Annotated in this window: 20 protein-coding genes; 3 read left to right on the top strand and 17 right to left on the bottom strand. The window is 34.1% G+C overall.

Annotated features, from left to right (window positions below; translation table 11 throughout):
* Window positions 1–40: 40 nt before the first annotated feature.
* From nusG to rpmG, 3 genes are all read right to left on the bottom strand, one after another.
* Window positions 41–583 carry a transcription termination/antitermination protein NusG gene (gene nusG / locus IGJ50_RS04105; protein ID WP_010773265.1) on the bottom strand — a complete coding sequence of 181 codons (543 nt, stop codon included), beginning with the start codon at window positions 581–583 and terminating at the stop codon, window positions 41–43.
* Between the two features lie 168 nt (window positions 584–751).
* Window positions 752–922: a preprotein translocase subunit SecE gene (gene secE / locus IGJ50_RS04100; protein ID WP_069640986.1), complete on the bottom strand. Its 171-nt coding sequence runs from the start codon at window positions 920–922 to the stop codon at window positions 752–754.
* 17 nt (window positions 923–939) lie between these two features.
* Entirely contained in the window at window positions 940–1,092 is a 153-nt protein-coding gene (gene rpmG / locus IGJ50_RS04095; RefSeq protein WP_010760564.1) for a 50S ribosomal protein L33, read from the bottom strand.
* Between the two features lie 147 nt (window positions 1,093–1,239).
* Between rpmG and cbpA the strand changes: the two genes are divergently transcribed.
* Complete coding sequence (gene cbpA, locus IGJ50_RS04090) at window positions 1,240–1,884, top strand: cyclic di-AMP binding protein CbpA (protein WP_069640985.1); 645 nt, start codon at window positions 1,240–1,242, stop codon at window positions 1,882–1,884.
* 36 nt (window positions 1,885–1,920) lie between these two features.
* Here the strand turns inward: cbpA and murB are convergent, their stop codons facing one another.
* The 13 genes from murB to IGJ50_RS04025 all read right to left on the bottom strand — a co-directional run bounded on the left by murB (window position 1,921) and on the right by IGJ50_RS04025 (window position 12,680).
* A complete protein-coding gene (murB, locus tag IGJ50_RS04085) occupies window positions 1,921–2,823 on the bottom strand; it encodes a UDP-N-acetylmuramate dehydrogenase (protein WP_207120663.1) in 903 nt (300 codons plus the stop codon).
* A gap of 71 nt (window positions 2,824–2,894) precedes the next feature.
* Window positions 2,895–3,809, bottom strand: coding sequence for a Gfo/Idh/MocA family protein (locus tag IGJ50_RS04080; RefSeq protein WP_429949024.1), 915 nt, complete (start codon window positions 3,807–3,809; stop codon window positions 2,895–2,897).
* Between the two features lie 313 nt (window positions 3,810–4,122).
* On the bottom strand, window positions 4,123–4,734 hold the full coding sequence (locus IGJ50_RS04075) for a TipC family immunity protein (RefSeq protein WP_429949022.1): 612 nt from the start codon (window positions 4,732–4,734) through the stop codon (window positions 4,123–4,125).
* Window positions 4,735–5,361 carry a TipC family immunity protein gene (locus tag IGJ50_RS04070; RefSeq protein WP_429949020.1) on the bottom strand — a complete coding sequence of 209 codons (627 nt, stop codon included), beginning with the start codon at window positions 5,359–5,361 and terminating at the stop codon, window positions 4,735–4,737. It lies immediately after the preceding gene.
* A gap of 350 nt (window positions 5,362–5,711) precedes the next feature.
* Window positions 5,712–6,302: a TipC family immunity protein gene (locus IGJ50_RS04065; RefSeq protein ID WP_429949018.1), complete on the bottom strand. Its 591-nt coding sequence runs from the start codon at window positions 6,300–6,302 to the stop codon at window positions 5,712–5,714.
* Between the two features lie 215 nt (window positions 6,303–6,517).
* The gene (locus tag IGJ50_RS04060; protein WP_429949016.1) at window positions 6,518–6,865 is read right to left on the bottom strand and encodes a hypothetical protein; all 348 of its coding nucleotides are present in this window, start codon (window positions 6,863–6,865) and stop codon (window positions 6,518–6,520) included.
* Window positions 6,866–7,028: 163 nt separating this feature from the next.
* Window positions 7,029–7,439: a hypothetical protein gene (locus tag IGJ50_RS04055; RefSeq protein WP_429949014.1), complete on the bottom strand. Its 411-nt coding sequence runs from the start codon at window positions 7,437–7,439 to the stop codon at window positions 7,029–7,031.
* 246 nt (window positions 7,440–7,685) lie between these two features.
* Window positions 7,686–8,300 carry a TipC family immunity protein gene (locus IGJ50_RS04050; protein ID WP_429949012.1) on the bottom strand — a complete coding sequence of 205 codons (615 nt, stop codon included), beginning with the start codon at window positions 8,298–8,300 and terminating at the stop codon, window positions 7,686–7,688.
* A 1-nt stretch (window position 8,301) separates the two neighbouring features.
* A complete protein-coding gene (locus IGJ50_RS04045; RefSeq protein WP_429949010.1) occupies window positions 8,302–9,930 on the bottom strand; it encodes a T7SS effector LXG polymorphic toxin in 1,629 nt (542 codons plus the stop codon).
* A 175-nt stretch (window positions 9,931–10,105) separates the two neighbouring features.
* Entirely contained in the window at window positions 10,106–10,528 is a 423-nt protein-coding gene (locus tag IGJ50_RS04040) for a hypothetical protein (protein ID WP_206837881.1), read from the bottom strand.
* 20 nt (window positions 10,529–10,548) lie between these two features.
* Window positions 10,549–12,018 (bottom strand): T7SS effector LXG polymorphic toxin, encoded by a 1,470-nt coding sequence (locus IGJ50_RS04035; protein ID WP_429949008.1) that lies wholly within the window; start codon window positions 12,016–12,018, stop codon window positions 10,549–10,551.
* Entirely contained in the window at window positions 11,990–12,355 is a 366-nt protein-coding gene (locus tag IGJ50_RS04030) for a hypothetical protein (protein WP_206838252.1), read from the bottom strand. The genes IGJ50_RS04035 and IGJ50_RS04030 overlap by 29 nt, the downstream gene beginning before the upstream one ends.
* Before the next feature lie 37 nt (window positions 12,356–12,392).
* Complete coding sequence (locus IGJ50_RS04025; RefSeq protein WP_206838250.1) at window positions 12,393–12,680, bottom strand: TIGR04197 family type VII secretion effector; 288 nt, start codon at window positions 12,678–12,680, stop codon at window positions 12,393–12,395.
* 1,291 nt (window positions 12,681–13,971) lie between these two features.
* On the opposite strand from IGJ50_RS04025, the gene IGJ50_RS04020 reads away from it, so the two are divergent.
* Window positions 13,972–14,265, top strand: coding sequence for a hypothetical protein (locus IGJ50_RS04020; RefSeq protein WP_429949005.1), 294 nt, complete (start codon window positions 13,972–13,974; stop codon window positions 14,263–14,265).
* Between the two features lie 154 nt (window positions 14,266–14,419).
* Here the strand turns inward: IGJ50_RS04020 and IGJ50_RS04015 are convergent, their stop codons facing one another.
* Window positions 14,420–15,658 (bottom strand): chloride channel protein, encoded by a 1,239-nt coding sequence (locus tag IGJ50_RS04015; RefSeq protein ID WP_429949003.1) that lies wholly within the window; start codon window positions 15,656–15,658, stop codon window positions 14,420–14,422.
* A 220-nt stretch (window positions 15,659–15,878) separates the two neighbouring features.
* Here IGJ50_RS04015 and IGJ50_RS04010 point away from each other — a divergent pair, with 220 nt between their 5' ends.
* On the top strand, window positions 15,879–16,637 hold the full coding sequence (locus IGJ50_RS04010; RefSeq protein ID WP_429949001.1) for an exodeoxyribonuclease III: 759 nt from the start codon (window positions 15,879–15,881) through the stop codon (window positions 16,635–16,637).
* Window positions 16,638–16,870 lie beyond the last annotated feature (233 nt).

Raw genomic sequence — 16,870 nt, 5'->3', positions numbered from 1 at the left:
TCTCCATGCCAAAACCATTATGCCTCAGCTCTTTATTTTTTTAGATTGAATCTACTTGTTCAAAATCTAACTCGGTACTTGTTTCACGACCGAACATGTCGATGTTCACTTTTAATTTTTGGCGCTCTTCATCAACTTCTGTTACTTCACCTTCAAGGCCAGAAAAGGCCCCTTCAATAATACGAACGGTGTCACCTAGTGCAACATCCAAATCAGATTGACGTGTGCTCATACCGATTGAACGCAAGATGTGATTGATTTCTTCTTGCAATAACGGCGCTGGCTTGCTTCCCGCACCATGTGAACCAACAAACCCAGTAACACCTGGTGTATTACGCACTACATACCAAGAATCATCGGTCATTGTCATTTCAACTAAGACATAACCAGGGAACGTTTTATGCACGATTTCTTTTGATTTGCCATTTTTTACTTCTGTTTCTGTTTCTTCTGGAACGACTACTCGGAAAATAAAATCTCCCATGCCCATACTTTGTGCTCGCGATTCAATATTCGCTTTCACTTTGTTTTCGTACCCTGAATAGGTATGCAGTACATACCAATTTTTTTCAAATGATTCCATTTCTGCTTCGGCTCCTTTAGGTTTATATAGTGATCATACAATACATTAAGAGTAACAACTATTTCTTGAAACTGCTTTTTTTCGTCTGAAAATAAAAAAACCTCAGTTCCCCGAAGTTTTTCCTCACAAGTTATTATAGCACCATTTTTAATGAAATACTAGTTTGAATTACTTAAGAATCCAGCCAAATGCAGTTTGGATCGCTGTATCCATCACAAAGAATAATGCTGCAAAAATGATCGATGTTTCGATAACCACCAACGTGTCTTTGCGTAATTGCTTTTTAGATGGCCATGTAACTTGCTTCATCTCATCTTTAACACTACGTAAAAATTTCATTTGAACTCCTCCAATATCTACTTCGTCTCTTTATGTAACGTGTATTTTTGACAGTATTTACAGAATTTTTTGATTTCTAACCGTTCTCCACGTTTTCCTTCACTGACGGCTTTAGAATAGTTTCTGGAGCCACAATCTGAACAAGCAAGTGCTGATTTTTTTGTTGCCATTGTTCAACCTCCTCTATTCACAAATTTACTCAATAACATTATCATTCTTTTAATAAAATGTCAATGGATACTCAATAAACTATGGTTTTCTTTCAAATTATGTTATCATTACCCTGTTAGAAGAATTTAACCTACGGGAGGATTAACATGTTATTAAAATCCGTTGTTATCAAAAAGAAAAATCTTACAACCGTCAATGAATCTTGTACTCTGGAAGAAGCACTGACGATCCTTGAAGATTCAGGATATCGTTGTGTACCGATCCTAGATGAATCGGAAAAGATTTTTAGAGGAAATATCTATAAAATGCACATCTACCGCCACAAAGCAAACGGCGGAGACATGAGTCTACCAGTGACCTATTTGTTGAAAAATGCAACAAAATTTATTTTTGTGAACACGTCATTCTTCAAAGTCTTTTTTACAATCAAAGAATTACCGTATATCGCTGTGTTGGATGAAAATAATCATTTCTATGGTATTTTAACTCATAGTACATTATTGAATATCCTTGCTCAGTCTTGGAATATAGAACGTGGCAGCTATGTATTAACAATTGCTACGACTGGTAAACAGGGTGACCTTGCTGCAATGACAAAAATCATTGCCAAACATAGCAGTATCGCCAGCTGTATTACCTTGGATATCGGGGAAGATGAATTCATTCGTCGTACTTTGATTACATTACCAGCAGAAACTACTGAAGAAACTTGTGCTTTGATCGTTGAAAATTTAGAGCGTAAGAATCTTAAAGTTGTTGAAATTGAAGATTTACAAGCGAACGCTGAATAAGAAGAAAAAGAAGCCTTCCTGCTGAAAGGCTTCTTTTTAACGTTCTTCTCCAATAATGCGGACTTCTGTTTCTAATACAACATCAAATTTTTCTTTGATCACTTGCTGGATATGCGCAATCAATTCTACATAATCAGTAGCCGTAGCATGATCGATATTCACAATAAACCCTGCATGCTTTTCTGAGATTTGAGCGCCGCCCCATTGTAATCCTTGTAAGCCAGCATCTTGAATCAATTTCCCAGTAAAATGTCCTTCTGGTCGTTTAAAGACACTGCCACAAGATGGGTACTCCAATGGTTGCTTCGATTCTCTTAGTGCAGTCAACTCAACCATCTGATCTTTGATTACGCTATTTTCCCCTTCTTTTAAAGAAAAAGTCGCTTCTAATACAATACAGTGCATATCTTGAATCGCACTATGACGATAAGAAAATGCCATCTCTTCATTTGTAAAGGTTTGAATCGTCCCGTCTTCCAACAACACATCAACACTTGTGAAAACGTCTTTAATCTCTCCACCGTAAGCACCCGCATTCATATAGACAGCGCCGCCGATACTTCCAGGAATCCCACAAGCAAATTCAAAACCAGTCAAATCATGCTCCAAAGCAACATAGGTTGTATCGATCAATTTTGCTCCTGCTTCCACAATGATCTGGTTTTTAGAAACAGAGATTTGTTTCATATTTTCCAACATAATTACCATTCCGCGAATACCGCCATCTCGGACAATCAAGTTACTGGCATTTCCTAGGACAAGCCAAGGGATTTCATGACTTTTGCAATATTCGACTAATGTCGCCACTTCCGCTTTTGATTTTGGAAAAGCTAGAACATCCACAGGTCCACCTGTTTTAGTAAACGTAAAATTCATCAAAGGTTCATCAAATAGTAAGGTTATATCTGTTAATTCATTCATCATTTCAATTTTATTCATCGAAAGTCGTTCCTTTCTTTCAAACATCCTTTTTATTCTAGCATGTCAAAGAGAAACTTTCTAGTCTGACTCTATAAAATATGTTCTTGATGCTTACGCAACATTTGCGCACATAGTTCATGACTTGTAAAGACTTTTTCTTGTTTTAAATACGTGCCATCATTAGTTTGAACTGCTTTGATAAATTCCTCCACCATTTGTTGAAAGCCACGTTTTTCTACTGTTGTTGTCCAATCGCCAAATTTTTTTTGTTGTGTCCCTAACGAGTTTTGGCTAGTTAAATCTGTTAGATTTTCCAATACTAACGTTCCTTCTGGACTTGTTACTTGGTAAGTTTCTGTATTTGCTCCTGCGTAGAGATTCATTGAAGCAATGGCTGTCGTAGTTTCTGTTTCTACGTGAAGAATCGCTCTTTTTAGTAAGCCATCTTCCTCAATGATTTTGGTTTGAACCTGGCGGATATCATCATCAAGGAGATAGACAAGTGTATCAGCTACATGTAAGAATAAATCGTAGATTACAAAATTAGCTGTAGATTCCGATGCTATTCGATTTTTTTGGATTAGCAACATATTTTTATTATCAACTGCTTTTAATTCGTCTACAAATGGTGCAAAACGGCGATTGAAGCCTACCATCAAAATCAGCTTTTTTTCTGCTGCTAGAGCTTGGATTTCTTTGACTTCTGCTAGGTTTTCACTTAACGGTTTATCAACGAAAACATGGATGCCCGCTTCTAGTAGTTGTTTTACTAGTTGACCGTGCACTTTGGTTGCCGCATGAACAAAACAAGCTGCTATTCCAGTCTGAATCAATTCTTCTGTTGAAGCAACCATTTCGTTGAAGCCGTATTTTTCACTGATTTCTTTTCGGGTTTGTTCATTTCGGGTGGATAATATAAACGTTGCTTGGTCTCTTAGTTGAGAGTACACAGGTAGATATGCTTTTTGCGCGATATTTCCTAAGCCGATGATTCCGATTTTCATATGAATTCCTCACGATCAATAGTTGATACGATTATTATACTATTGATTGGGAGGAAATGTCTGAAATTGAAGGACTTTATAATAAAACTGAATTGAAATCATGATTCTATTTCTGTATTCTCCTAGTTCTGATTAAAAATTAAGTTCTTTATTCTCAATTCAGAAAATCCAGTTGCTTTTTGTTTTTTCATATCTTTAATTTCAGTGTAATACATCTCATCAAATACATTTTTGACTTGCAGATACTCCAAACCCTTACAAACGGTCCAAATGGTTATCAAGAGTATAAAACCACGATTAATTTTTTCTTCGTCTATTTTAATAACTGATCTCTTTCAATAGTAACTTCACCTATATCCGTTACTGTATATGAGCTATCATAACTTTCCACCCAATTTTTTATCACAGTGTTATATAAAATTTCATTAGATTTATCCTTTAAAAAATCTTTTGATATCTGATGTTTATCAAGATATCTTTCTATCTCTTTATTATTAGTTGGATCTAATTCATCTACACCCGATAAGGTAACGTTCACTTTCTCTTTTAACAACTTTTCTTTTACAAAATAACTATAGCCCATTTGCAAAAAAATACCGTTATCTATCTTCTTTGTATACACAAAAGATAATATTTTGTCTGTATATCCAAAATGAAACGTCAGATTTTCGTCCTGTTTCAAAAACTCCTTCTTATATTGTTCATTTATTATGGTTAAATCATCAAATGTTTGTACTTTTTTTCTATCCCAGCTTTTGATTTGTTTCATTTTAGGAAATCCGTTTGCTGTCTGCTTTTTCATATCTTTAATTTCAGTGTAATACATCTCATCGAATACATTTTTAATTTTCAAATACTCCAAACTCTTGTACCCGACCCAAATAGTTATCAAGAGTATGAAAACAATGATTAATCTTTTCTTCATCTACTTCAAAAACTCATCTTTTTCAATGTCAACTTCGCCTATATCTTTTAGAGAAAAATGATTAGGATAAGTATTTAACCAATCTTTGATTACAGTGCGATATAAAACCTCATTAGATTTATCCTTTAAAAAATCTTTTGATATCTGGTATTTATCAAGGTATTTTTCTATTTCCCGAGGATTAGTTATTGTGTATGTATCTTTTGTCTCATCAAATATAACAACATTTTGTTTTAATAGTTTCTCTGAAATAGAGTAAGAGAAATCGATTCTGTATAAAAGCTCCGATGTTATGGTCTTCGCAAAACTAATTAATAATCTCTTTTCAGAGAAATCAAACCCAAATGTAAGCGACTCATTTTTTCCTAAAAAATTACTTTTATACCTTTCAATAACAGGTCCTACACTATTTTTTAAATCAGCATTTTTTCTATCCCAATGTTCGATTTGCTTCATATTGGGTAATCCCTTGCTCTCTGAATAATTTAGTTCTTTCCATTCTGAATAATACATCTCATCAAAAACATTTTTAACTTGCATTGATTCTTTCAATTTTATTCCTCCTAAAATACAAACCATAATAATTACAGAACTTATAACAATTGTTGCTATCGTTTTCTTTTTCATTAAAATGCCCCTAATATATTGGTCTTATTTTCAAGATTTTTAATAAATTGATATGCATCTGGTTGCTTTTGCTTTAATTCTTCCACTGTGTTTATATTTAAATCAGCTAGTATTTGTTGTTTTACATCTGCTAAATTTTCGTATTTCGAGAAGAATTCTGATTGAGAACTCTTTTTTCTTACTTCTGATTACTATTTATTACGCGCCTGACCATAAGGTAATTTTCTTCTCATTACATAACCGATATCGCCATCGCTATCTTTTTTTACATTCATAAGAAGCCACAGATTCATTAAAATTGAAGATATAGCTATCCTAACCATCATTACAAATCTGAAAAAAGTTCATCCTTAATAATTAATTCTCCTAGATTTTAAAAAAAAAAAACGACTTTTATGAACTGAAAACCAATCTTTAAGAAGAATATCATCCATACCTTTCTTATAAAATTGTTCAAGTATGTCTTTATCGATATTATATTTGTCTAAGTATTCTTTTATCTTATTTTTTTCACTAATCTTATTTTGTTCGTCTACAAAATATATACTTCTAACTAATTCACTTTTCCCCACATAATATTGATTGTAGAATCTAATAGAAACAGACTCGGATAAGACATAACCAAAACTAATATTCAGTCTTTTTTCAGAAAAGAAAAAACTAAGAGACATATTTGTCATGTTGGTTGGCAATGACTTTTCATCATATTTTTCGCTAACAGGAAATTTCTCGTCAAAAGCGTCTGCTCTATTCCAGCTCTCTATACCATCAACTTTCCCTAAGGAAACATTTCCTCTACCCAAAAAAGACGTATTAATAGCTCCACGTTCATCATAAACATTTTTTATTGTTAAATATTGACTGATTCTGAAATATACAGGGACAATTATAAGAATACATAAAATTACAGTAAACACTAACCTGATTCTTCTTTGTTTCACCCATCAATTTCCTTTACTTTACATAATTTTGATAATTATTTTGGCTATCTTCAAGACTCCTAATGAAGTTATATGATGCTGGATAGTGTTCCTTTAAATAACTCATCGAAATAGAATTAAAAAAACAGCATATTCTCCAAGATCTTTTTCCAATTAGACATTGCTTTATGTCACTACCTAAAAATTAAAATTTCACACTTATTTAAAGTTTTTACCTAATCTAATGAACTAAATTTAATTTTCAGTAAAAATCCCTTTTTATCAATATTATAAGAGGTTACTTCATAGCTTATTTCATCAATACCCTGATTGAATGTGTAAAATGTTGCATGCGAATATTCGATAAACAGCATTAACTGAAAAAAAAGCTGCTTGACTGCTATTTTATTTAAATTAGCTAAAGTTATATCTAGAGAAAAATACTCTTCGTTTTCACTAAAACATAACTGATAATCATTTATGTTTTCTTTTTGATATGTCATAAAGGAATTAATCTCTGCACCAATTCCGGGTTCGTATCCATGATCTATTTCTTTCACGATTTTCTTAAAAATCCGATCCATTTTTTTAGCTCCTTTTACTATTTGGGTATATATACTCCTCCTGGAGCCGGTGAGTGAACTGAGATTATCCCCCCCCATTCATTAGTTACAACTTTATTCCCCCTAGGATCTATATATTCCCATGTTTTCCTACCAAGCTCGTCTATTCTAGATGATCTAGTCTTCATATTATTTCAATGATAGAATCAATTGTTTCTGGAGTAAAACCTCTTTCGTTAGCTCGCTCTGCTCCATGTGTTGACAATGATCTACCTCCGGGAGTCAAATCACCTGTACTCAGTTCGCCAAAAGCATTAACAGTTATTCCAGTAACTACCTGTGCTACACCCGCCGACACAGATTGAATCACTTCAGAGATAACCAATCCATCACTTCTGACAAGCACAGGAATCATTTGCCCTGTTGCCGCATCCATTCCATATGCCATGGCTAGACCATTCCCTAAATCTACAATTCCCTTAACAATAAATTTGGCTCCGCCATAGAAGAAGACCATTCCTACAACAGCTGTATAAAATTTTCCAATCGGACTGTTCAAGAAATTGTCTAACTCTCTTAACCGAAGCTCTGCCATCAATGCAATATACTCTAAGGTTGCCTCAGAATAATGTCTGTACTTTTTTTATCCCAGCTTTTGATTTGTTTCATTTTAGGAAATCCGTTTGCTGTCTGCTTTTTCATATCTTTAATTTCAGTGTAATACATCTCATCGAAAACATTTTTAATTTTCAAATACTCCAAACCTTTATATCCAAAAAGATATAACTATACATAGTACAACAAGCTTTGGTTTCTTCTTCATTTTTTTACTCATTTCAATTTATTCTAAAAATGGATCTTTCTTGATTATCACTTTTCCAATATTCTTTGCAGAGAAGCGACTAGGATAAGTATTGATCCAATCCTTGATAACTTTATTGTATAAGACGTTATCCGCTACTATTTGTACTTCTTTCTTTGAAATATTGTATTTATCAAAATATTTTTGGATTTCGTTCGCTTTTTCTATATCCCATTTTTCTATGTTGTCATCTATAATACTGATGTCTTCATTTAAAATTTTTGTTTCACTATCATATCTATATCCAATATCATAAGAGATATTGGAATCTATTTTTTTAGTATATCCTATATAAAACTCTTTTTTTGAAAACATAAAACTAATTGATAAAGACTCACCGTTCTCCAAATATTCTTCTTTATAACTCTCAATTATTGGACCTGCAACATTATTAGTATCTGCTGTTTTTCTGTCCCACCGTTCAATCTGTTTCATCTTTGGAAACCCTTTTGGATTTAAAACATAACCAAGATCATCATATTCTGAGTAATATATTTCATCAAAAATATTTTTAACTTTTAGATATCCCCAACCTTTATAAACCCCAAAGACAATCAGTATCAGTAATATAATAAAAAAGATTTTTTTTTTCATTCTAATAATCCTTCAATTCATTATTTTTATCCTTTAAGTTACATAAAAATCGATACGAATCATAGTATTTTTCTTTTAATTCTTTCATAGAATTGACTTTTAGACTATCAAATATAGTTTTTTTCACTTCGTTATACGATGTATGTTCAGTAAAAATTTGTGCTCGGCTTTGTCCTGATCGCAAACGATTGTGATAATAATTCATTGCATCCATGTAAGACCATTTATTTTTGTTCATTAAATATGTTATATTTTCTGAATCCAAATCCGCTTTATAATCATCTGGACCTAAGCTCGGTTTTGCTTCAGCCGCTTTTGTTGCATCACCTTTCCAACCAGATAAACGATTAGCATTTTCACGACCACCATTTCCAGCTGCTGCTGGAATACCCGGATTTAAAATGGTAGCTTGTGTAATAGACTGATGTGCAAAGTCTCCTTTCCCTCTCATCTGATTATATTGGTTATTCCATAATTTTTCAAAATCTTCCATTGATAAATCATGTCCCAAAGCTTGCCCCATAGTATTTTTGAATTTTTGTCGTTGATCTTTGTTTAGATCACTAAAAGATATATTGCCGGATGATGAAATCATATTTTGTATTCTCACTTTATAACGTAATAAATCATAGTCTCTATCGCTTAAGCCAAGTAATTTCTTTAACTGATCCTCAATTGACAGAGCATCACCACCGCCATCAGTAATTCCCAAACCCGCCGTATTAGCCCACATAGCAGCTTGTTTTAAGCTTCCTTCACCATATACCAAACCACCAAGTAAACGATTCAAAATATAATCTCGTTCTCTCTGTGAAAGATTAGGATAATTTTTATCAATATTTTCTTTCATTTTCAAAATAATTTGTGCTGTCTCATCATCAAATCCATACTGCTCTTTCAAGTTTCGCACAAATTTCTGCTCACTGGTTTGATGGCGATCATTCCAACGTTTATTCACGTCTTTCATCCAAGATGTATCCTTCAAAGAAAATCCTTTACCGTTCCAACTCCCAGGACCAATACTACCGTTACCGTTAACACCTAAAGCTTGCATTCCTTTTGAAAGCAAATTCCCTGTATCACTCAACCCATCAAAATAACTGGTAGACTGGTCACAAAATGCAAGGAATTTTTGAAGTTTTCCCTCTATTTTGGCTTTTTTCGCTTGATTACGTGTGATTCCTGCATCCATGATAGTGATTGCGGCTTGGAAAATCATGCCCATTAATTTATCTTTGTCGTCTGATAAATTTTGTTTGGCTTGAGTATAACTGTCTTTTGACGATTGAAACCCTTGTATCAACTTATCCGCTTCATTGATTTGCTCTTGTAATTCTTCTGAATCTAAATCTTCGCTACCGCATTGAGAGATGTAGGCTTCCACATATTGTTCATTGGCTTGTACAACCGCCTCACTATGAAGAATCGCTGCTTTACATAGGGCTGGATAAACGCTTGAAAGATAGGATTTTATGGCATCCATTCCTTCTCCGCTCATTCCTACCGCTAACTGAATCCCTTGCGTTGCGGTTGAAACAGATTCCAATGCCTGACTATACGTTTTAGCATATGATTTTATTTGTTCTGTTTGAGTTTGGACTTCACCAATCACCATTTTGACCACGGTCATCTTCCTCCTCTCTGAGCGCTTGTAATTCTGCTTCATACTATGAAAAAGACGGTACTAGCAATTTTACACTAGCACCGCTTAAATAATTCATATTCTTTACTTTGTAATGAACATTTACCATCTATACTAACTCCATAATAAGCTTCATCACGTCCACCATTTCCTTATTCAGAATTTAGAAATCTGAATAAGGAAATTCCTCTAAATCAATGGCCTCGATGCTTTCACAATAAAAACTAATATAGTTATATCCTGCCTTTTCACCATAACCACTATCATCATGTACATGAAAACGCATATCCTCAGAATAGTCACACCCAGTATCTTTCATATCCTCTATAATAAGACTATCAATGGGAGAATAGTTAACTTCTTTTAAAGATAAATTCCTCACATTTACAAATCTCAACTTTTCCAGCAAAATTTGATTGTTAGTCTTATTAGCAATTTTAGTATCTAAATTCAAGATTGTACGTTTTTCATTAAAAATATTCTCTTCTATAAAAAAGTCTATTCGCATAATTTGTTTATCATACCAGCCTAATTCAATGTCTCTTTTATTTTGTACCTTGTCATAGTTTTTGATATATTTTTTCATTATTTTGCTCCCTTACATATTTAATCTAAAAATTGAATGGTATTAGTATCTTTATTTATTGTCCCAGACATAAATAGACCATTTTCATCTAAGAAATATTTTGTTTCATTCGCTGCTCTTCCTCTATCAAACCAATTATATTCGTGAATATGTGGATTTGTATGATGCAGAGAATTACCATGATCTGAAAAATCTATTCTCATACTTTGTTTCCCTTGACTGTCATATATTACAATAGATTTTTCAATACTACCACTAGAACCTAATCTATTAAATTCCATTCTACTATTAGGAATGCCCTCCATAGGTGAATAATTATTTTTATAATACTCATCTGGTAAAAATACTTCTGTAGCAAAATCATTTGTATTTTTATTATTCAGTTTGGGTCCACTAATTTTATTACCATAAATCTGCGCATTCCTCACTGCAGCTCCAGTCAATCCAAGCGCCCACATCGCATCCCACAGACCTGATTCTTGTGCTTTCCCCATAAAATCTTGTCCATGGGCTAAAGCACCAAAACCTGGTATTCCAACTTTATCACCGCTAAAATAATCTCGCCCACTCTTCTGGAAATCATTAACTCGTTTTGACATCTCTGTTGGACTTAATTCTAACACATCTAAGCCGTATTTTTTGATTAATTTCTTTAAATCTGCTGATAAATCATCTTCATTCAAGGTGTAATGATACCCATCTTTTTCAAACATGTAAACGTCTTTACCATATTTTTCATCAAAAACATGAATAATCTTACAACCATCTAATAATTTTTTATCCCGTCTTTCAATTCGATCATTCCAATTCTTATTTACATCGTTGATCCAAGATGTATCCTTCAATGAAAACCCTTTACCGTTCCAACTCCTAGGACCAATACTGCCGTTACCGTTAACACCTAAAGCTTGCATTCCTTTTGAAAGCAAATTCCCTGTATCACTCAACCCATCAAAATAACTGGTAGACTGGTCACAAAATGCAAGGAATTTTTGAAGTTTTTCCTCTATTTTGGATTTTTTCGCTTGATTACGTGTGATGCCTGCATCCATGATAGTGATTGCGGCTTGGAAAATCATGCCCATTAATTTATCTTTGTCGTCTGATAAATTTTGTTTGGCTTGAGTATAGCTGTCTTTTGACGATTGAAACCCTTGGATCAGTTTGTCAGCTTCATTGATTTGCTCTTGTAATTCTTCTGAATCTAAATCTTCGCTACCGCATTGAGAGATGTAGGCTTCCACATATTGTTCATTCGCTTGTACAACCGCCTCACTATGAAGAATCGCTGCTTTACATAGGGCTGGATAAACGCTTGAAAGATAGGATTTTATGGCGTCCATTCCTTCTCCGCTCATTCCTACCGCTAACTGAATCCCTTGCGTTGCGGTTGAAACAGATTCCAATGCCTGACTATACGTTTTAGCATATGATTTTATTTGTTCTGTTTGAGTTTGGACTTCACCAATCACCATTTTGACCACGGGCATCTTCCTCCTCTCTCAGCGCTTGTAATTCTACTTCATACAAGGTTTCGGAATACTCTTCTAATTGTCGTTTTTCCTTGTTTACTATTTCCTGACCTTCGTTCATTTCATCAAAAAATCGGTGTTCTTCTATACGAGCTTCTTCAACAATATCTTCAAAAAAAGAAAATTCTTCTTGTCCATGAAAATAGGCTAATATCCGTTCATTTTGTATCCGTTCCCTCGTAGCTAGCTGTCCATATTCTTCCATTTGACGTTCTAGTAATAGGCTAATCTGAACAGTCTCTTCTTGCTTTTCTTCGTTTTCAATTCGCTTCTTTCTAATGTCGTCCTCTTTCATATCATCCACTCCTTAAGTTAAACGCTTCAATCCCTCGCTATTTCATCAAACCTGTAAAGGGTCTATCAAATAACTGTTTCGTCTGGGAATCTGCTCGTTCAAACGCTGCAATAGCACTGTGAATATTCGCTACGTCACGGTTTAACAATTGTTGGATTGTTGTGGAAGAGGTTTTAAATTCTTCAAAAGTAGTAGTTGCTGTGGCATTTCCTGGCACCGTTGTCCCAGAAGAAAAGGTCACGGTTTGGGAAATCGTTAATTTATCGTTAGCTTGACCAATCTTGGTCGCCTGATTCTGTGCTTCTGCACCGTTAACATCAATCATTTTTTCATACTCCTTTATATTTTTTCAACCCTAATATAAAGTATATCTTAATAAAATATCGAAGTAAATCACATATTTATAGCTATCTCTAACATGAATTTCTTTATCAAACAAAAAATTGCAAGTCAAAAACTTCCAATTTGGGAAATAAAAATAATTTTCTGTTATTTTATCTTATATATAAGGAAACGATTTTTCGTGTTATTTAATGGCGTTTAAGAGGAAAATTAGGTTGCGTGTTCGCCTTCTTTTCGTATATACTTAGAAGGTAGAATAGAACAAAGAAAACAGCCCATCTATAAATGAGCTGTTCAAATCAGAATATAAAATAAATTGGCACTTCATTAATTGGCGACAACCAAATAATCGAAGCCTTGTAACGACAGCGAACACTGCCCAAACAAGTTGCCAATAGTGCTAGTAACATGTACTAGCTTCTTTCTTATACCTAAAGTTTACCTATTTTGCCATAGGTTTGTTAACTTTTGGGCTATTTTAGAAGAAGTGGTAGATGATTTTTAGAGACTATTGTTGACGATATTGGGAAATTTCCTGATATCGTTTTTTCTATTCTACAAATTCAAGTAAAGGAGGTTCACTTCAAATTAAAACAAATGATCAATTATAGATATAAGACAAGGAGACAACGTTCACTTCGTTCACCTTGTACTTTGCATCATCCACTCTGCCCTTTGGTCAGTCGTGGTCCTTCAATTCTTAGAGCTTTAGCTCTTAGAAATTGATGAGATCGAAGTGGAATGTAGTGGTGCAAAGCAAAAAGGCACTTCATCACTTGGCGACAACCAACTGATGAAGCCTTGCATAGACAGCGAACACTATCTATACAAGTTGCCAATTGCTAGCACAAAGTCCTAGCATTCTTTATTGTACCTAATTTTACTGGAATTTTCTAGTCTGTCTGGAAACTTTTTGTTAAAATCATGTACTTAATAAAGTCTGCATACTTTTTCTAGATAATTGATGGCGGTATTGGTAGTTTTAAGATGATAAAAAGTCATTAAGTTTTGAACAACTGGACTAAAAAGGAATCCATGCACTTTTCGGATTGAGGTATTTTTAGAACGTTGTTGAAAAAATAGCTTTTTCTCACTGACTGCTCCAATAGCGTTTTTTGTTTTATCCCAAAAAAAGCGATAGAAATTCTACCAGACTGACAATGATCATCCACAAGTCATTTCTACCGCTAATATAATAAGTTGCCTAAGTCAATGCGTACATTAAGAAGCGCTGAAGTACGAAATTCAGTGCTTCAAAAAAGGAGAGAACCATTATGAAAAACGAGCTACATACCCTAAAAGCAATCCCCTATCAAGATATTACTGATTTACAAGATTTACTAGATCATTTTGACTCATGGCAAGAACCTCTTGCCGTATTGGATCATTTCTTCCAATTCCGAACGGGTCCAATCAACAAGAAAAAAGTTATCAAAGAATATTATGCTTGTGGTCATTTGTTCCACGCTTTTTTCACAGAATTTATCCGTTTGGTGGAAGCTGAACAAATCAAAATTAAGAAGTTAGATCGTGAAAGAAAAGTAACTACTCATTTTGTTAAGAAGTAAAAATGAGGAGGTGTCCATTTAGTGGCATCTCCCTTAATAATAAGTAAGGTATGCTTGGATAAGGGTACACAAGTAAATATGCTTTTTGCACGATATTTATAAAATCGATAACGCCTATTTACATAATAATAATCTTAGTACGATACATGATATGTTATTCTATTTTTTGATTCACTGTTTTCTTTTGGATGAATCGATTTGACCCTTTTTTGGCGAAAAATAAAATAATTGCTACCGCTAAAATAATTGGGCTTAGATTTAGTGGGAAAAATAACATCATAAACACACCTACTGGAAACGGTGAATTTATGATTGCAATTGCAATACTGGTACTCACGATTGCAACAATCAACAAACGATCCGTTTGGGTAAATAACTGTGATACAGCAAATCCTTGAATGATTGCCGCAAATACAATAGGAAAAATATCGCCACCGATCCAACCTGTATTAAGGCATAGTTGCAAGAATACTAATTTGATCAACGCAATCATCGTTAACACTAAAAATGAAGCTTGACTTCCAACAAATGGTGCCAATGAAAGCGATAGTTGCCCTGAAAAAAGTAAATTAGGTAGAAAAACACCTATTAGAAAAATTGCGATAGATCCAATCAATGCTTTACGAATCGGAAACTCTTGCCAAAAATCTAACCGTTTCTTTAGAAAGATTTTAAACAGAAGATAACATTTTCCAACTATTACCCCAAAAAGCATCAACGGCAAGCCTATCCACAGCTCTTTCCCTATCCAATTTGATTCGCCCATTTTAGAAACAAAAGAAGGTTGTCCTGTCAGTTTCATTAAAAGGAAAAAAGTGATCAAGCCATTAATAATAAATAGCAGATAAAAAAACTTTTTCTTCGACTTTTGGCCTGTATCAGCAGCTCTTTTTTCATCATACGTCAACAAATAGTTTTTAGGATGAATCAGACGTGCAATCTGCTCTTTTAGAGACAACTCTTTCAATTCATTAAAGTGAAAGTAGTAATAGCGCAGTTTATCCGCCTGCCATACAGATAAATAAATAACCGCACTTAGTAACCCCGCTTCTGGTCCTACGCCTGCACCAAAAATCAATACGACAAGAGCTATCAACAAACTACGGAAAACACTACTATGATCGAGTGTTTTTGTTTGCTTTAATTCTGTTACAGAATCATGAACTGTATGAGGTAAATTCCCCCATCTTGCTCGTAAAAACCCTAGTAAAACGCCACCTGTTAACGTAAGCCCTAAAATATAGAACACACGTAAAGGAGTATCCGGCGAAACTAAATTCCAAAGTAATTCAGAACCTATTCCTTCCACTCTTAAAAAGATAAACGATATAACCCCAATCATACTGCTTAGTACCACGCCATAAACCAGCAACCCAATTTCTTTTGTATTCAATTTGATAGTTCCTTTCAGTTCAAAATATTTATAGTGTTTTCCATGACTTCCCTTTCACTTTATCATAAATCTAAATACCTGAATACAAAAATGATACTTGTTGATTTCAATCAGAAAGTCGACACAGAATACCAAAATCTGGATTATGTATGTTAAACTAATCTAAAGTCTCAGTTACAAAAATCAATAAATCGCGTCAATTTTGAAGGAGGTCCTCAAGATGAAATGTATTTCGTGGAATGTTAACGGCTTACGTGCCGTTGTTAAAAAGAACTTTATGGAAGTTTTCAACGAATTAGATGCAGATTTTTTCTGTCTGCAAGAAACTAAATTACAAGAAGGTCAAATTGACTTAGAGTTGCCAGGTTACCATCAATACTGGAATTATGCTGAGAAAAAAGGGTATTCAGGGACTGCCATTTTTGCCAAAGAAGAAGCACTCAGCGTACGATACGGCATGGGACTTGAAGAACATGATCAAGAAGGTCGTTTGATCACATTGGAATATCCAAACTTCTTTATGATTACTTGTTATACACCTAATTCGCAAAATGAACTGAAACGATTGGATTATCGTATGACATGGGAAGATGCTTTTCGTGCCTACTTAAATGAGTTGAGCAAAGAAAAACCAGTGATTTTATGTGGTGATTTGAATGTTGCTCATCAAAATATCGATTTGAAAAACTGGAAAACCAATCAAAAAAATGCTGGCTTTACACCAGAAGAACGTGGAAAATTTACAGAATTATTGGATAGTGGCTTTATTGATACTTATCGCTATTTCTATCCTGACCAAGAAGGCGTTTATTCTTGGTGGAGTTATCGTTTTAATGCACGGAAAAATAATGCTGGGTGGAGAATCGATTACTTTGTTGTTTCTGATGGATTGAAAGAGGCTTTAACAAGTGCGAAAATTCATACGGAAATTACTGGCAGTGATCATTGTCCAGTAGAGGTTGATTTAACGATTGCTTAGTGAGCGGGATAAACGGTGGGAGCAGAAGCAATCCCTTCGGAAATAAGCTGAAATTGCTGTAAAACACAACAAAGAACGAGTTGATGTTGCACAGTACCTACTTGGTCACAAAAATTTGAAGAACAATTTTCGTGAATTTCAGCTTATTTCTCGGGGTTTAACACTTCTGTCCCATCCTCTTTTTATTTAATTTCTGTTAATATTACTGAATGGGACTTACCCTGTATCTATTA

The sequence above is a fragment of the Enterococcus sp. AZ101 genome, assembly GCF_050499005.1.
GTDB lineage: Bacteria > Bacillota > Bacilli > Lactobacillales > Enterococcaceae > Enterococcus_L > Enterococcus_L ureilyticus.
This window is presented reverse-complemented; position numbering and strand designations above follow the sequence as displayed.

Coding starts and splice junctions, on each gene's coding strand:
- nusG (WP_010773265.1), bottom strand. CDS start 583: ATGGAATCATTTGAAAAAAATTGGTATGTACTGCATACCTATTCAGGG.
- secE (WP_069640986.1), bottom strand. CDS start 922: ATGAAATTTTTACGTAGTGTTAAAGATGAGATGAAGCAAGTTACATGG.
- rpmG (WP_010760564.1), bottom strand. CDS start 1,092: ATGGCAACAAAAAAATCAGCACTTGCTTGTTCAGATTGTGGCTCCAGA.
- cbpA (WP_069640985.1), top strand. CDS start 1,240: ATGTTATTAAAATCCGTTGTTATCAAAAAGAAAAATCTTACAACCGTC.
- murB (WP_207120663.1), bottom strand. CDS start 2,823: ATGAATAAAATTGAAATGATGAATGAATTAACAGATATAACCTTACTA.
- IGJ50_RS04080 (WP_429949024.1), bottom strand. CDS start 3,809: ATGAAAATCGGAATCATCGGCTTAGGAAATATCGCGCAAAAAGCATAT.
- IGJ50_RS04075 (WP_429949022.1), bottom strand. CDS start 4,734: ATGAAGAAAAGATTAATCATTGTTTTCATACTCTTGATAACTATTTGG.
- IGJ50_RS04070 (WP_429949020.1), bottom strand. CDS start 5,361: ATGAAAAAGAAAACGATAGCAACAATTGTTATAAGTTCTGTAATTATT.
- IGJ50_RS04060 (WP_429949016.1), bottom strand. CDS start 6,865: ATGGATCGGATTTTTAAGAAAATCGTGAAAGAAATAGATCATGGATAC.
- IGJ50_RS04055 (WP_429949014.1), bottom strand. CDS start 7,439: ATGGCAGAGCTTCGGTTAAGAGAGTTAGACAATTTCTTGAACAGTCCG.
- IGJ50_RS04050 (WP_429949012.1), bottom strand. CDS start 8,300: ATGAAAAAAAAAATCTTTTTTATTATATTACTGATACTGATTGTCTTT.
- IGJ50_RS04045 (WP_429949010.1), bottom strand. CDS start 9,930: ATGACCGTGGTCAAAATGGTGATTGGTGAAGTCCAAACTCAAACAGAA.
- IGJ50_RS04040 (WP_206837881.1), bottom strand. CDS start 10,528: ATGAAAAAATATATCAAAAACTATGACAAGGTACAAAATAAAAGAGAC.
- IGJ50_RS04035 (WP_429949008.1), bottom strand. CDS start 12,018: ATGCCCGTGGTCAAAATGGTGATTGGTGAAGTCCAAACTCAAACAGAA.
- IGJ50_RS04030 (WP_206838252.1), bottom strand. CDS start 12,355: ATGAAAGAGGACGACATTAGAAAGAAGCGAATTGAAAACGAAGAAAAG.
- IGJ50_RS04025 (WP_206838250.1), bottom strand. CDS start 12,680: ATGATTGATGTTAACGGTGCAGAAGCACAGAATCAGGCGACCAAGATT.
- IGJ50_RS04020 (WP_429949005.1), top strand. CDS start 13,972: ATGAAAAACGAGCTACATACCCTAAAAGCAATCCCCTATCAAGATATT.
- IGJ50_RS04010 (WP_429949001.1), top strand. CDS start 15,879: ATGAAATGTATTTCGTGGAATGTTAACGGCTTACGTGCCGTTGTTAAA.